At 65.1% G+C, this 13,975-nt stretch carries 14 protein-coding genes; 11 read left to right on the top strand and 3 right to left on the bottom strand.

Features of this window, described 5'->3' with window-relative positions:
• Window position 1 precedes the first annotated feature (1 nt).
• From N2602_RS29445 to N2602_RS29415, 7 genes are all read left to right on the top strand, one after another.
• The gene (locus N2602_RS29445) at window positions 2–985 is read left to right on the top strand and encodes a threonine dehydratase (RefSeq protein WP_260380253.1); all 984 of its coding nucleotides are present in this window, start codon (window positions 2–4) and stop codon (window positions 983–985) included.
• 23 nt (window positions 986–1,008) lie between these two features.
• On the top strand, window positions 1,009–1,551 hold the full coding sequence (gene ilvN / locus N2602_RS29440) for an acetolactate synthase small subunit (protein WP_018640841.1): 543 nt from the start codon (window positions 1,009–1,011) through the stop codon (window positions 1,549–1,551).
• 3 nt (window positions 1,552–1,554) lie between these two features.
• Entirely contained in the window at window positions 1,555–2,250 is a 696-nt protein-coding gene (locus tag N2602_RS29435; RefSeq protein WP_036006616.1) for a class I SAM-dependent methyltransferase, read from the top strand.
• A gap of 46 nt (window positions 2,251–2,296) precedes the next feature.
• On the top strand, window positions 2,297–3,172 hold the full coding sequence (locus N2602_RS29430) for an EamA family transporter (protein ID WP_260380252.1): 876 nt from the start codon (window positions 2,297–2,299) through the stop codon (window positions 3,170–3,172).
• 7 nt (window positions 3,173–3,179) lie between these two features.
• Window positions 3,180–3,782 (top strand): LysE family translocator, encoded by a 603-nt coding sequence (locus N2602_RS29425; protein ID WP_172787432.1) that lies wholly within the window; start codon window positions 3,180–3,182, stop codon window positions 3,780–3,782.
• 133 nt (window positions 3,783–3,915) lie between these two features.
• Window positions 3,916–4,935 carry a ketol-acid reductoisomerase gene (ilvC, locus tag N2602_RS29420; protein WP_027577255.1) on the top strand — a complete coding sequence of 340 codons (1,020 nt, stop codon included), beginning with the start codon at window positions 3,916–3,918 and terminating at the stop codon, window positions 4,933–4,935.
• Window positions 4,936–5,597: 662 nt separating this feature from the next.
• Window positions 5,598–7,310, top strand: a complete 1,713-nt coding sequence (locus N2602_RS29415) for a sulfatase-like hydrolase/transferase (RefSeq protein ID WP_260380251.1) — start codon at window positions 5,598–5,600, stop codon at window positions 7,308–7,310.
• 5 nt (window positions 7,311–7,315) lie between these two features.
• Here the strand turns inward: N2602_RS29415 and N2602_RS29410 are convergent, their stop codons facing one another.
• Together N2602_RS29410 and N2602_RS29405 are read right to left on the bottom strand one after the other, a co-directional pair.
• Window positions 7,316–8,875, bottom strand: coding sequence for a glycine betaine ABC transporter substrate-binding protein (locus N2602_RS29410; RefSeq protein WP_260380250.1), 1,560 nt, complete (start codon window positions 8,873–8,875; stop codon window positions 7,316–7,318).
• A complete protein-coding gene (locus N2602_RS29405) occupies window positions 8,872–9,654 on the bottom strand; it encodes an ATP-binding cassette domain-containing protein (protein ID WP_260380249.1) in 783 nt (260 codons plus the stop codon). The genes N2602_RS29410 and N2602_RS29405 overlap by 4 nt, the downstream gene beginning before the upstream one ends.
• A 279-nt stretch (window positions 9,655–9,933) precedes the next feature.
• Here N2602_RS29405 and N2602_RS29400 point away from each other — a divergent pair, with 279 nt between their 5' ends.
• Together N2602_RS29400 and N2602_RS29395 are read left to right on the top strand one after the other, a co-directional pair.
• Window positions 9,934–10,752, top strand: coding sequence for an ABC transporter ATP-binding protein (locus N2602_RS29400; protein ID WP_260380248.1), 819 nt, complete (start codon window positions 9,934–9,936; stop codon window positions 10,750–10,752).
• Entirely contained in the window at window positions 10,752–11,540 is a 789-nt protein-coding gene (locus N2602_RS29395; RefSeq protein ID WP_212258353.1) for an ABC transporter permease, read from the top strand. The genes N2602_RS29400 and N2602_RS29395 overlap by 1 nt, the downstream gene beginning before the upstream one ends.
• 50 nt (window positions 11,541–11,590) lie before the next feature.
• On the opposite strand, the gene N2602_RS29390 is transcribed toward N2602_RS29395, so the two are convergent.
• The gene (locus N2602_RS29390) at window positions 11,591–12,040 is read right to left on the bottom strand and encodes a cupin domain-containing protein (protein WP_172787426.1); all 450 of its coding nucleotides are present in this window, start codon (window positions 12,038–12,040) and stop codon (window positions 11,591–11,593) included.
• Window positions 12,041–12,177: 137 nt separating this feature from the next.
• Here N2602_RS29390 and N2602_RS29385 point away from each other — a divergent pair, with 137 nt between their 5' ends.
• Window positions 12,178–13,200 (top strand): ABC transporter substrate-binding protein, encoded by a 1,023-nt coding sequence (locus N2602_RS29385; protein ID WP_260380247.1) that lies wholly within the window; start codon window positions 12,178–12,180, stop codon window positions 13,198–13,200.
• Window positions 13,201–13,228: 28 nt separating this feature from the next.
• Complete coding sequence (locus N2602_RS29380) at window positions 13,229–13,933, top strand: NUDIX hydrolase (protein ID WP_260380246.1); 705 nt, start codon at window positions 13,229–13,231, stop codon at window positions 13,931–13,933.
• The last annotated feature ends 42 nt before the right edge of the window (window positions 13,934–13,975 follow it).

The raw sequence follows: 13,975 nt of genomic DNA, 5'->3' as shown, positions 1-13,975 counted from the left end.
CATGTTCGACCCGAGGGAGCTCGAGCGCGCACATGCGATCGTGGGGCAGGCGGTGCCGGCAACGCCGGCGCATGCCTGGCCGTTGCTCGCAGGTCGGCTCGGCACCGAGGTCGTGGTGAAGCACGAGAACCACACGCCGATCGGCGCCTTCAAGGTGCGCGGCGGCCTCGTCTATCTCGAACGGCTGAAGCGCGAGCGGCCGAACACGCCGGGTATCATCTCGGCGACGCGCGGCAATCACGGCCAGAGCCTCGCCTTTGCCGCGAGCCGGCACGGCGTGCCCGCGGTGATCTATGTGCCGCGCGGCAACTCGGTCGAGAAGAACCGCGCGATGAAGGCCTTCGGTGCCGAACTCGTCGAACACGGCGAGGACTTTCAGGCGGCACGCGAGGAAGCCGAGCGTCGCGCGCAGTTCGCCGGGCTCCACATGGTGCCCTCGTTCCACCCGGATCTCGTTCTTGGCGTTGCGACCTACGCTCTCGAACTATTCCGCGCAGTGCCCGACCTCGACGTCCTCTATGTGCCGATCGGGCAGGGCTCCGGCATCTGCGGCTGCATCATGGCGCGCGACCTGCTCGGCCTGAAGACCGAGATCGTCGGCGTACAGTCGACGGAAGCGCCGTCCTATGCGCTGTCGTTCGCGGCCGGAAAAATCGTGACGACCGAGACCAGCAACACGCGCGCCGACGGCATGGCAACGCGCATCCCCGACGAGGATGCGTTCGCGCTGATCCGCAAGGGCGCCTCGCGCATCGTAGAGGTCACCGACGACGAGGTCGCCGCCGCGATCCGTGCCTACTGGACCGATACGCATAATCTCGCCGAAGGCGCCGGCGCAGCCGCGCTGGCGGCGGCGCTGCAGGAAAAGAGCAAGCTGAAGGGCAGGCGCGTCGGTCTCGTGCTGTCCGGCGGCAATATCGATTTCGATCTGTTCCGCCGTTGGGTCGGGATGGACGCGCCAGCCAAAGAATCGGCCAAGGCGTGACGGAGAGACAAGAGGGGACGACAATGAACCAGCCCGCATCCGCCTATTTCATCGAGGACCGTCACGATCCCAACGAGACGCATACGCTTGCTGTGCTCGTGCAGAACGAGCCGGGCGTGCTCGCGCGCGTCATCGGCCTGTTCTCGGGGCGCGGCTACAACATCGAGAGCCTCACGGTCTCGGAGACCGAGGCTCAGAAGCACCTCTCTCGGATCACCATCGTCACCACGGGCACGCCGATGGTGATCGCGCAGATCAAGAACCAGCTCGACCGCATGATCCCGGTGTATCAGGTCGTCGACATGACCCAGACCAAGCGCTCGATCGAGCGCGAGCTGGCGATGGTGAAAGTGCGCGGACAGGGCGAGCATCGGGTCGAGGCGCTCCGGCTGGCGGATGCGTTCCGCGCCCGGGTGATCGACGCCACCACCGAGAGCTTTGTGTTCGAGATCACAGGCAATACGGACAAGATCAATCAATATATCGACCTGATGCGCCCGCTCGGCCTCGTCGAGGTGTCGCGCACCGGCGTTGCCGCGATCGGCCGCGGGCCTGAAGGGATGTGAGCCATGCTGGCGCGCGACTGGTACTACAACGAGCGGAACCGGATGGGGATCGAGCCCGCTGTAGCCTCGATCTACGACAACCATGACGATGCCGATCTGCGGGCGCGCGCCGCGCTGAAGATGCTCGGGGTCCAGCGTGGCTGGCGCATCGCCGATATCGGCTGCGGCAACGGCGTACTCGCCACCGAGGCGGCGTTGATGGGCGCCGACGTCGACGCCATCGACATTTCGCCGGCAATGCTGGCGCTGGCCGAAATCTATGCCCGCGACCGCAAGGCACCGGTGCGCACCCAATCCGCCGGCCTGCTCAGCTTCGCCTACCGGCCCGAATCCTACGATCTCATCGTCAGCGAGTTCACGCTGCACCATCTGCCGGATTTCTGGAAGGCGGTGGCGATGTCGCGGATTTTTCGCGCGCTCAAGCCCGGAGCGACGTTTTATCTTCGTGACATTGTTTACTCATCGATGCCCGACGCGATCGAGCGTGACGTCGAGCAATGGGCCGACTTCCAGATCAAGAACCACGATTTCTCCCGCGAGGGCGTGGTGACCCACATGCGCGACGAATATTCCACCTTCGGCTGGGTGATGGAGCGGATGCTGACTGACGTCGGCTTCACCCTGGTCGCGGCCGACTACCACGCGCCGATGCACGGCACGTATCTGCTGCGGAAACCGAAAGCCGGCGAGCAAGGCTAGGTCAGAACAATAAACAGGGCTGCGCGACAAGGCAGAACCGAGAACAATGAAGCCGGCCGACATCCTCATCGCCGTCATGGTGGCGATCATCTGGGGGCTTGCCTTCGTGGCGAGCCGGATCGCGCTCGACGAGCTTTCGCCGGAGCTGATGACGGCGTTGCGCTTCACCATTGCGGCGATGCCGTGCCTGTTCATCCGTAAGCCCAAAATTGCCTGGTCGCTGCTGATCGCAATCAGCTTCACGCTGTTCCTCGGCCAGTTCCTGTCGCAGGCCTACGGCATCGCCCATGGCGTCCCGGTGGGCCTCACCTCCGTCGTCGTGCAGAGCCAGGCGCTGTTCACGATCGGCTTTGCCGCGATCCTATTCGGCGAACGTCCGACGCCGGTGCAGACGCTCGGCGTCGCCATCGCCGCGGCGGGCTTGCTGATGATCTGCGGCACGGTCGGTTACGATTTCAGCGTCGGTGCCTTCGCGGTGCTGATGATCTCGCCGCTCAGCTTCGCAATCGGCAATCTGCTGCTTCGTGGCGCGCGCGGCGTGCCGATGTTCGACCTGTTTGCCTGGCTCTGCCTCGCCTCGGCCGTGCCGCTGTTTGTGCTGGCGCTGATCGCCAATGGGCCGGCATCGACCTGGACGTCGCTGACGCACATGTCGCTGGCATCGGCGCTCTGCATGCTGATGCTCGGCGGCATCTCGACCAGCATCGCCTATTGGCTGTGGGGCCGCCTCTTGCGCGACTACCCGGCTGCGCAAGTCGTGCCGTTCGCGCTGCTGGTGCCGTTCGTGGGCTCGGCGGCCTCCAGCATCGTGTTTGGCGAACGGTTCGGTCCGCTTCGCCTCGCCGGCATGCTGACCGTGATTGGCGGTGTCGCCGTGATGGTGCTGGCGAAGCGCCCGCAAGTTCTGCCGAAGACTGCGTGAGGTGATGATGACCTACTCGCTGTTCTATGCCTTCCTCGTCTTCATGGTCGTGATGTACTTCACGCCCGGGCCGAACAACATCATGCTGCTGTCCTCCGGCCTGACCTACGGCTTCCGGCGCACCATCCCGCACATCGTCGGCATCGTGCTCGGCTTCGCCTTCATGGTCGCCGCGGTCGGCCTCGGGCTCGGCTCGGTGTTCCTGGCCTATCCGATCCTCCAGACCATCCTGAAATATGCAGGCGCCGCCTACCTGATTTACCTGGCTGCCGCGATCGCCATGGCCGGTCCGGCAAAGCCGGGCGAGGAGAATGGCCGCGGCCCCATGACCTTCTGGGGCGCGGCGATGTTCCAATGGATCAACGCCAAGGGCTGGGTGATCGTGATCGGCACCATCACCGCCTATGCGGCGATCGCCCAATTCCCGATCAACATCGCCATTCAGACTGTGATCAGCCTGATCGTCGGCACAGTCTCGACCGTAGTCTGGGCCCTGTTCGGCTCCGCATTGCGGCCGGTCCTGACCTCCGAGCGGCTGGTCCGCGCCTTCAACATCCTGATGGCGATCCTGCTGCTGGCCTCCCTCTACCCCGTTTTCATGGATGCATGATGTCGCGGATTTCCATGCAGAAACGGGTTTCCCTCAGGGCTGAAAATGCTCTAGACAGCCCCCGAAATCCGCAAATTTCACCCTTCGGACACTGACCATTGGCCGATTTCGGCCCTGAACGAGGAAACGACCTATGCGTGTTTATTACGATCGCGACGCCGACCTGAACCTGATCAAGGGCAAGAAGGTCGCCATCGTCGGCTATGGCAGCCAGGGCCATGCCCATGCGCTCAATCTGAAGGATTCCGGCGTCAAGGAAGTCGCTATTGCGCTGCGCAAGGGTTCGGCCTCGGCCAAGAAGGCGGAAGCTGCCGGCTTCAAGGTGCTCGAGGTTGCGGAAGCCGCCAAATGGGCCGACCTTGTCATGATGCTGACCCCGGACGAGCTCCAGGGCGACATCTATCGCGAGCACCTGCACGACAACATGAAGAAGGGCGCCGCCCTCGTGTTCGCCCACGGCCTCAACGTCCACTTCAACCTGCTCGATCCGCGTGCAGACCTCGACGTGCTGATGATCGCGCCGAAGGGCCCCGGCCACACCGTGCGCTCGGAGTACCAGCGCGGCGGCGGCGTGCCCTGCCTGATCGCGATCGCCAAGGACGTCTCCGGCAATGCCCATGACCTCGGCCTGTCCTACGCTTCCGCCATCGGCGGCGGCCGCGCCGGCATCATCGAGACCACCTTCAAGGAAGAGTGCGAGACCGACCTGTTCGGCGAGCAGGTGGTGCTCTGCGGCGGCCTGGTCGAACTGATCAAGGGCGGCTACGAGACCCTGGTCGAAGCCGGCTACGCGCCGGAGATGGCCTATTTCGAGTGCTTGCACGAAGTGAAGCTGATCGTCGACCTGATCTATGAAGGCGGCATCGCCAACATGAACTACTCGATCTCCAACACCGCCGAGTACGGCGAATACGTCACCGGCCCGCGCATCATCACCGACGAGACCAAGAAGGAGATGCGCAAGGTTCTGGCCGACATCCAGGGCGGCAAGTTCGCCCGCGACTGGATGCTCGAGAACAAGGTCAACCAGACCTCGTTCAAGGCGACCCGCGCCAAGCTCGCGGCGCACCCGATCGAGGAAGTCGGCGCGAAGCTGCGCGACATGATGCCCTGGATCAAGAAGGGTGCGCTGGTCGACAAGAGCAAGAACTAAGCCGTTGTGCTCCGGACGCGCTCAGCACCTTGGTGATACGCTGCTGATCCGGGGCCCGGCGCGGCTCCTGCGTCCCGGCTCTGCGCTCCGCTTCGCTGCGCTTGTCCGGGACGCGAGCGCAAGAGCTTCGCTCGCCAAGCCAAATCGTGAACCTTTGCCGTTCTAATTCGAGCGAGATCGCAAACAGCGATCTCGCTCTTTTCGTCTTGCGCGAGACATTGCTGGGTCGTTCGAGCTCCAAGCCGCACGCCCGCCGTCCCGCGGCCCACGCCGGCGGTATCACCACGGCGAACGTCGCCCTGGCCCTGATCGATGCTGCGCTGCAACTAAAAGCACGGAGCGGAGATCTCCGTCCGCGATGCTGCGCGCCGGTCCGCGGCGTCGTCCGCACTTGCCGAGCCGCGACGTCCCGAGCGCCGAGGATGGCGCAGGCGAAGCGGTGCTAGACCAGTTCATCGCCGGAATAGCGAAGCGCTGGGGCATGCGTCGCAGCCCACTAACAATAAGCGAAGGTCGGACCCCGCCGCGCGTTGCCTGTCCTTGACCGTTCCGTTACAGTTTTATGACACGGTGCAGGCTTCCGGCTGCTCCGGAGGCCTTGGCCGCTATCGGGCCGGCCAGGCTTGGCATCACCCCGCCGGACCAGAAGTTGCGTGTCGTCGATGGCGTCCGCGCCCAATCCAGGCCCTTCTGCCACCACCGCCGTGCTGGCGAGCGTCGCCGCACTCGGCATCTGGCGGCTGCTCGCGGTTGCGGCGCCGCATCTGGCCGCGCTCGCACTGATGTACGAGACCGAGACCGATTTCGGCTCGCGCCTGTCCTTCGCGCTGGCCTGGGGCATCCTCAACTTCTTCTGGATCGTGCTGCTGCGGCGGCCGGCGCTGTCGGGCGCGCTGTCGCTGACCATGGTCGTCGTGCTGGTGCTGCTGTCGCGGCTCAAGCACGACGTCGTGCAGATGACGGTCAACTTCATCGACCTGATGATGATCGACCGCGACACCGTCGCGTTCCTGTTCACGATCTTTCCGAATTTGCGCTGGTCGGTGATCCTGGCCGGTCTCGTCACGCTGCCGCTGATGTACGCGCTGTGGTGGCTCGATCCGTTCCGCATCCGCCGCCTGCCGGCGCTCGCCTGCAAGCTCGCCTGCCTTGCCGCCCTGGTCGGCTATTCGCTCTATCACCCGGACGAGGCCTGGCGCGGCTATTACGACGACGGTTATCTCTCGAAATTCTTCCGCTCGGGCGTCACGTCCGTCTCCGACTTTGCGCGGTACGGCTTCATGGAGGCGGCTGCCTCGACCAACGAGCGGCTCAACATGCCGCTGGTCGATGCCTGCCACCCCGCGGGCCGCCGGCCCAACATCATCATGATCCATGATGAATCGAGTTTCGATATCCGCGCCGCCCAGGGCATCAAGGTGCCGCCGCGCTATGGCGACCATTTCAAATCGTGGGACGGCAAGCAGCGCACGTTCCTCGCCGAGAGCAATGGCGGCCCGAGCTGGTTCACCGAATACAACGTGCTCGCAGGGCTCTCCTCGCGCTCGTTCGGCCGCTTCGCCTATTTCGTCACGCGCATCGCCTCGAGCCGGGTCGAGCGCGGCCTGCCGCTGGCACTGCGCCGCTGCGGCTATGACACGCTGTCGCTCTATCCCGCCCATGGCGGCTTCATGGCCGCGCGCAGCTTCCAGATGACGACGGGAATCGAGCGCTTCCTCGATTCCAAGGATCTCGGCGCCAAGGATGTCGAGCCCGACAGCTTCTTCTACGACAAGGCGCTGCAGCTGATCGGCCAGCAGCCGCCCAACAAGCCGCTGTTCACCTTCATCTATCTCGGTGCCAACCACTTCCCCTGGGAGACCCGCTTCCGTCCCGATCTGCTGCCGAACTGGAGCGCGCCGGGCAACGTGCCGTCCATCGACGAATATCTGCGCCGGCAGGCGATGAGCGCCGAGCAGTACATGGCGTTCGTTGCCGGTTTGAAGAAGACCTTTCCCGGCGAGCCCTTCCTGATCGTGCGCTATGGCGATCATCAGCCGGAATTTGCGCCTGCCATCCTCGAGCCCGGGCTCGACGAGGGCGCGATCGGCAAGAAGCTCGACGCCTACGATCCGCGCCTGTACGCGACCTATTATGCGATCGACGCCGTCAATTTCGAGCCGGTTGGAAGCCAGGCCGTGATGGACACGATCGACGGCCCCTATCTGCCGCTGGTCATTCAGGAAGCCGCCGGGATCCCGCTCGACCCCTCCTTTGCCGAGCAGAAAGAGATCATGCTCCGCTGCAAGGGCATCTTCTACGGCTGCAAGGATGGCGCCGAGGCGCGGCGGCTGAACCGGCTGCTGATCGATGCCGGAATGATCCGGGGATTGTAGCCGGCCTATCGCTTGCCGACTTTTTCCCACAACCACTTCGCCACCGCATCGGGCGATGAATTCGCATCATTGCCGCTGGCGCGCAGGTTCGCTTCGCGCATGGTGGCGATGTCGATCTTGCCGAGCAATGGCTTGAGCGCCGCTTGCAGTCGTTCGTCGCCGGCGCGCTTCGGCGCGAGCAGCAGGATCGCATCGTAGGGCGGGATCGCGTGCTTGGGATCGTCGAGCGTTGTGAGCTCGTATTTGGCGATCAAGCCGTCGCTGGTGTAGCCGGCGATGACGTCGACCTCGCCACTGGCGACGGCCGCATACATGAAGTCCGGTTGCATCTGGCGCTGGGCACGGAACTGCAGCCCATAGGCCTTCTGCAGGGCGGCCCATTCGGGGCGCGAGAAGAATTCGTAGTCGCCCGCAATCGACAGCGTCGCCGTATGTGCGGCGAGGTCGGCGATGGTTCGGATGCCGAGCGCCTCGGCGCGCCGTCTTGGCATCACCAGCGCATACGCATTCTCGAAGCCGAGCTCGCCGAGCAGGGTGATGTTGTCCTTGGCGAGCGCCGTCTTCAATTCCGCCACCAGCTCGGCGCGCGGCCTCATGTCGGTGCGATGCAGCTGGTTGGCCCAGAGCGTGCCGGAATAATCGACATAGAGATCGATGTCGCCGGCCTTCAGCGCCCCGAAGATCACGCTGGAGCCGAGCCCGGAGCGCGCCGTCCCGGACAGACCGGCGGCCTGGAGGCGGTCCCTCATCAACGCCGACAGCACATATTGCTCCGCGAAGGTTTTGGCGCCGACCACATAGCCCGACGCCGAGCGTCCCATCGTCGGCACCAGCGTTGCTGCGACCAGCGCCGCGATTCCGACCGCGCCGAGGCTGCTGCGCACACGGCTGCGGCGGCGCAGACCGCTCTCGATCAGTCCAAGCAGCTGGTCGACCGCAAGCGCGAGCAGGGCGGAAGCCACGCAGCCGAACAGCACGAACACCCAGTTCTGGGTCTGGAGGCCGGCGAAAATATAATTGCCGAGGCTGGTCTGCCCGATCGGCGTCGACAGCGTCGCGGTGCCGATCACCCACACCGCCGCGGTGCGGATGCCGGCCATCATCACCGGCAGCGCGAGCGGCAGCTCGACGTTGACAAGCGATTGCCGCGCGGTCATGCCGACGCCCTTCGCTGCCTCGATCAGCGCGGGATCGATGCCGTTGAGGCCGGTGATGCCGTTGCGCAGCACCGGCAGCATCGAATAGAGCGCCAGCGCCAGCATCGCCGGCAGGAAGCCGAACGCGGAGAAGGATACGCCGAACCAGGCAAGCGTGACGGAAGCCGCCAGCAGCAGCAGCGGATAGAACAGTGCGAGCAGCGCCAGCCCGGGTACGGTCTGCACGATGCTGGCGAACGCGAGCAGGATGCCGCGCGGCGCCGGGCGGTTGCGCGTCAGGATCGCCAACGGCAGGCTCACGGCGAGGCCAAGCGCGAGCGCGGCGAGGCTCACCCGCACGTGGTTGCCGAGGTAGTCAGGCAGATGCGACAGCGCCTCGCCCCAGCGTGGATCGGCGAAGAGGCTCATGCCGCACCGCCCATCGGGAGCAACGCATTCAGTCGCTCGACCTGGCGCCGCGGGGTGCGCAACAGCTCGAGCACGTAATCGACGCTGCTGCTCGCGAGTTCGGCGGCCGTACCCTGTGCGAGCAATCGTCCGCCGCGCATTACCGCGATGCGGTCGGCGAGCAGGATCGCCTCGGTCATGTCATGGGTGATCATCACAGTGGTCAGGCCGAGCTTGCGGTGCAGCGCGCGATAGTCCTCTCCGAGCGCATCGCGGGTGAGGGGATCGAGCGCGCCGAACGGCTCGTCCATCAGCACGATGCGGGGTCTTGCGGCGAGCGCCCGCGCCACGCCGACGCGCTGGCGCTCGCCGCCGGAAAGGGCCTCCGGAAGACGGTTGCGGTGAGCAGCCCGGTCGAGCTGCACGAGCTCCAGCAGCTCGTCGACGCGCCCTGCGATTGCCGGAGCCGGCTCGCCGAGCAGCTTCGGCGTGATGCCGATATTGTCGGCGACGCTCAGATGCGGAAACAGCCCGCCGCTCTGGAAGACATAGCCGATCCGGCGCCGCAGCGCGACCGGATCGACACTCCGCACGTCCTCGCCTTCGACCGTGATGGTGCCGCTATCGGTCTCGATCAGCCGGTTGGCCAGCCGCAGCAGCGTGGTCTTGCCCGAGCCCGAGCCGCCGACGATCGCCACAAGCTCGCCCTCGGCGACGTCGAGCGACACATCGTCCACGGCTGCGAGGAACCCGAAGCGCTTGGTGACCTTTTGATAGCTGATCGCCGGCTTGGCAGACATCGCAGGTGTGCTCTCTCTTCTCTTACCCTCCCCTGGAGGGGGAGGGTCGATCGCGCGAAGCGCGAGCGGGGTGGGGTGATCTATCCACGTTGGCAGTGCATCTGTGGAAAGACCGTCACCCCACCCCGTCTCACATTTCGCTGCGCTCATGTGAGCCGACCCTCCCCCTCCAGGGGAGGGTAAGAGCGCGGCAGTACGGTATGAGTAGCACGCCCGGCGCCTCGATTGAACTTGGCCGCGTGAGCGGCTAAGGCATCGGCCTGAGTTCGGAGGAAGCACATGACGACGCCCACAGCAGTGGCGCTGGAAGATACCAAGGTTGCGTTCCGCCTGGGAGACGGGCGGCTCTACACGGCAGTGGAGAAGGCTCATCTCGCGGTGGCACAGGGCGAGTTCGTCGCCATCGTCGGACCCACAGGGTGCGGAAAATCGACGCTGCTGAACGTCGCCGCCGGCCTGCTCAAGCCAGCCGGCGGCCGTGTCAGGATTTTCGATCAGCCGCTGGCGGGGCTGAATCGGGATGCCGGCTATTTGTTCCAGGCTGATGCGCTGTTCCCCTGGAAGACCGCGCTCGACAATGTCGCGATCGGGCTCGAGATCAAAGGCACGCCGCGCGCTGAAGCCTTGCCGCAGGCGCAGAAATGGCTGACCTCCGTCGGCCTCGGCGCCTTCGCGAACCGCTATCCGCACATGCTCTCCGGCGGGCAGCGCAAGCGTGTGGCTCTGGCGCAGGTGCTGATCCGCGATCCGAAGATCCTCTTGATGGACGAGCCGTTCGGACCGCTCGATGCGCAGACGCGCCAGGTCATGGGCAATCTGCTGCTCGACCTGTGGAATGCCGACCGCAAGGCGGTGCTGTTCGTCACCCATGATCTGGAAGAGGCGATCGCGCTCGCCGACCGCGTCGTGATCATGTCGGCGGGACCGTCCTCGCGCATCATCGGCGACTGGCGCGTCAGCTTGGCCCGTCCGCGCGACATCTTCGAGGTGCGCCTCGACAAGGAATTCCATGCGCTCCACCGCGAGATCTGGGGCGTGCTGAAGGACGAGGTGATGAAGGGTTACGCGCAGTCCACCCAGGCGGCGGAGGCGGTCTGATGTCGCGCCCGATGCTGTTTGCGCTGCAGGTCCTGGTCGCGGTCGTCGGCATCGTGCTGTGGCAGGTGCTGTCGACCGTGCCCGTGTTCGGCAAGATCCTGCTGCCGCCGTTCTTCTTCTCCAACCCGTTCGACGTGTTCAGCCAGATCGTGAAATGGTTCGCCTCCGGCGTGATCTGGAAGCATCTCGGCATCACGCTTACGGAATCGATCCTCGCCTTCGTGATCGGATCGCTCGGCGGGGTCCTGGTCGGCTTCTGGTTCGCGCGCCAGCCGCTGGTCGCCGCGGTGTTCGACCCCTATGTGAAGATGGTCAACGCACTGCCGCGCGTGGTGCTGGCGCCGATCTTCGCGCTGTGGCTTGGGCTCGGCATCTGGTCCAAGGTCGCGCTCGGCGTCACCTTGGTGTTCTTCATCGTGTTCTTCAACGTCTATCAGGGCGTCAAGGAGGTCAGCCGGACCGTGCTCGACAACGGACGCATGCTCGGGATGAGTGAGCGGCAGCTGATGCAGCATGTCTATTGGCCGTCGGCCCTGTCGTGGATGTTCTCCTCGCTGCACACCTCGGTCGGCTTCGCCGTGGTCGGTGCGGTGGTCGGCGAATATCTGGGGTCGGCGGCCGGGCTCGGATACCTGATCCAGCAGGCCGAGGGCGTGTTCGACGTCGCCGGCGTGTTCGCCGGCATGTTCGTGCTGTCCGCCTTCGTCATCCTGATCGACTTCGGCGTCACGCTGGTGGAGCGGCGGCTCCTGGTGTGGCGGCCGACCGCGTTGGATGGGAGGGGCTAGGCGCGAGTTCACCTCTCCCGCAAGCAAGCGGGAGAGGTGAACGCAAGAGTTCAATCCAGCAGCTTGGTGTCGTCAGGAGCTTGCGGCGGCGTCTTGATCGCGATCGCCTTGACTTGGCCGCTGATCGGCTTGGTGCCGCCATGCGGCGTGCCCTTGGGGATGATGACGAGGTCGCCGGGCTTCACCGTCACCTCCTTGTCGCCAAGCCAGATCGTGCCGGTGCCGTCCAGGATGTACTGGATCTCGTTGGTGTTGGGATGCAGGTGCTTGGGCACGTTGCCGACCTGGATCGAGACGGTGGCGCCATCCGCGCTCGCGAACATCTTGGAGCGGTAGCCGACCGCGTTGGCGGGCCCGAGCGCATCGCCCTCCATCTCGCCGGTGTGGATGAGCTGCGCGGTGATATTCTCGGCGGCGAGCGCCGGCCGGAGCAGGTGGGTGGCGCCGCATCCGGCGGCAAAGGCGGCGGCGATCGACAGGCTGGCTGCAAGGCGATTCATGGATGATCTCCCCATCAGGAATTGTTCTTGTTTGGGCATGCTATTGCGCCGAAGGGCTGATGGCCAGCCCGCTCAGGCAGTGCTTCTCAAGCCAGCCTCGCTGCTCTATGGTGCCGCCGGCCGAACGGAGGAAACCAATGAAGAACACGATTGCTAGGCTCGCGGGCGCGCTGCTCGCGCTGACGCTCACCACCTCGTTTGCCGCGGCGCAAAGCAAAGTCACCATCGCGGTCGGCGGCGGCTCCTGCCTATGTTATCTGCCGACGGTGCTGGCCAGGCAGCTCGGCGAATACGACAAGGCCGGCGTCAATGTCGAGCTGGTCGACCTCAAGGGCGGTTCGGACGCGCTGAAAGCCGTTCTCGGCGGCAGCGCCGACGTGGTCTCCGGCTATTTCGACCATTGTGTCAATCTCGCCGCCAAGAAGCAGGAGCTGCAGTCCTTCGTGGTCTATGACCGCTATCCCGGCCTCGTGCTGGTGGTCGCGCCCTCGCGCACCAACGACATCAAGTCGGTCAAGGATCTCGCCGGCAAGAAGGTCGGCGTCAGTGCGCCCGGCTCCTCCACCGACTTCTTCCTGAAATACATGCTCAAGAAGAACGGGCTCGATCCCACCAGTGCCGCCGTGATTGGCGTTGGCCTCGGCGCCACTGCGGTGGCCGCGATGGAGCAGGGCCAGATCGACGCGGCGGTGATGCTCGATCCGTCCGTGACCGTGCTGCAGGGCAGCCACAAGGATCTGCGCATTCTCTCGGACACCCGCACCCAGAAGGACACGCTGGAGACCTTCGGCGGCGAATATCCGGGCGGCGCGCTGTATTCGACCGCGGCCTGGGTCAACAGTCACGAGAAGGAGGCACAGGCGCTCACCAATGCGATCGTCGCTACGCTCGCCTGGATCCATTCGCATACGCCCGAGGAGATCATGGCGAAAATGCCGGAGGAGACCGTCGGCAAGAACAAGGATCTCTATCTTGCCGCACTGAAGAACACGATCCCGATGTATTCCGAGACCGGCAAGATGGACCCGAAGGGCGCCGACGCCGTGCTTGCGGTGTTCAGTGTCGGCTCGCCCGAGGTGGCGAACGCCAAGATCGACGTCAGCAAGACCTTCACCAACAAATTCGTCGAGCAGGCCAAGACCACGGGAAGCGCCAAATAGCCGACGCGAAGGCGTGGTATCAGGCGTCATGACGTCACCAATCATTCATCGCGTCGCGACGCTTGATCTTGCGGTGCGGCCGATCGCGTGGCCGTTCGCCGAGGAACGGCGGGCCGAGATCGCGGCGCATTTCGCCGAGAAGCAGCGCGAGCGGCCGAAAATCTGGAACGGCCGCGTCCTGCTCGGGCGCGACGCCGTGTTCAACGACGGCCATCTGACGGCGACCTATTTCGAGACCGATTTCGCAAGCTTCCTCGCCTGGCGCGACTGGGGCTTTCCCGACAAGGCCGTGTTCAACGGCTTTGGCATGGGGGCGTTGCGCGCCTCCGACGGCGCCTTCATCATGGGCGAGATGGCGCCCCACACCGCCAATGCGGGCCGCATCTATTTCCCCTCGGGAACGCCTGATCTCGACGACGTCAGGAACGGCGCGCTCGACATTCCCGGCAGCGTCGTCCGCGAGCTCGGGGAGGAGACCGGCCTGACCGCGGCCGACTATCGGATCGAGCCGGGCTGGCATTGCGTGGTCACCGGCCCCACGATCGCGATGCTGCAGGTCATCAACCTGGACATGCCGGGCGATGTGGCCCGCGCCCGGATCGAAGCCAACCTTGCGCGCGAGACCGAGCCGGAGCTGTCGGCCATTCATCTCGTGCGCGGGACCAGCGATCTCAGGCCGTCCATGCCGCGATTTGTCACGGCCTTCATCGAGCAGCAGTGCGCAGCGCGCTAACGCGCGAGGCTTGACATCGCCGCGCGCAGCCCATGTGATGGG

It is taken from the genome of Bradyrhizobium sp. NC92 (assembly GCF_025200865.1).
Classification (GTDB): Bacteria; Pseudomonadota; Alphaproteobacteria; order Rhizobiales; family Xanthobacteraceae; genus Bradyrhizobium.
This window is presented reverse-complemented; position numbering and strand designations above follow the sequence as displayed.

Coding starts and splice junctions, on each gene's coding strand:
- N2602_RS29385 (WP_260380247.1), top strand. CDS start 12,178: ATGAAGAACACGATTGCTAGGCTCGCGGGCGCGCTGCTCGCGCTGACG.
- ilvC (WP_027577255.1), top strand. CDS start 3,916: ATGCGTGTTTATTACGATCGCGACGCCGACCTGAACCTGATCAAGGGC.
- N2602_RS29380 (WP_260380246.1), top strand. CDS start 13,229: ATGACGTCACCAATCATTCATCGCGTCGCGACGCTTGATCTTGCGGTG.
- N2602_RS29430 (WP_260380252.1), top strand. CDS start 2,297: ATGAAGCCGGCCGACATCCTCATCGCCGTCATGGTGGCGATCATCTGG.
- N2602_RS29410 (WP_260380250.1), bottom strand. CDS start 8,875: ATGAGCCTCTTCGCCGATCCACGCTGGGGCGAGGCGCTGTCGCATCTG.
- N2602_RS29395 (WP_212258353.1), top strand. CDS start 10,752: ATGTCGCGCCCGATGCTGTTTGCGCTGCAGGTCCTGGTCGCGGTCGTC.
- N2602_RS29415 (WP_260380251.1), top strand. CDS start 5,598: ATGGCGTCCGCGCCCAATCCAGGCCCTTCTGCCACCACCGCCGTGCTG.
- N2602_RS29435 (WP_036006616.1), top strand. CDS start 1,555: ATGCTGGCGCGCGACTGGTACTACAACGAGCGGAACCGGATGGGGATC.
- N2602_RS29425 (WP_172787432.1), top strand. CDS start 3,180: ATGACCTACTCGCTGTTCTATGCCTTCCTCGTCTTCATGGTCGTGATG.
- N2602_RS29400 (WP_260380248.1), top strand. CDS start 9,934: ATGACGACGCCCACAGCAGTGGCGCTGGAAGATACCAAGGTTGCGTTC.
- N2602_RS29405 (WP_260380249.1), bottom strand. CDS start 9,654: ATGTCTGCCAAGCCGGCGATCAGCTATCAAAAGGTCACCAAGCGCTTC.
- N2602_RS29390 (WP_172787426.1), bottom strand. CDS start 12,040: ATGAATCGCCTTGCAGCCAGCCTGTCGATCGCCGCCGCCTTTGCCGCC.
- N2602_RS29445 (WP_260380253.1), top strand. CDS start 2: ATGTTCGACCCGAGGGAGCTCGAGCGCGCACATGCGATCGTGGGGCAG.
- ilvN (WP_018640841.1), top strand. CDS start 1,009: ATGAACCAGCCCGCATCCGCCTATTTCATCGAGGACCGTCACGATCCC.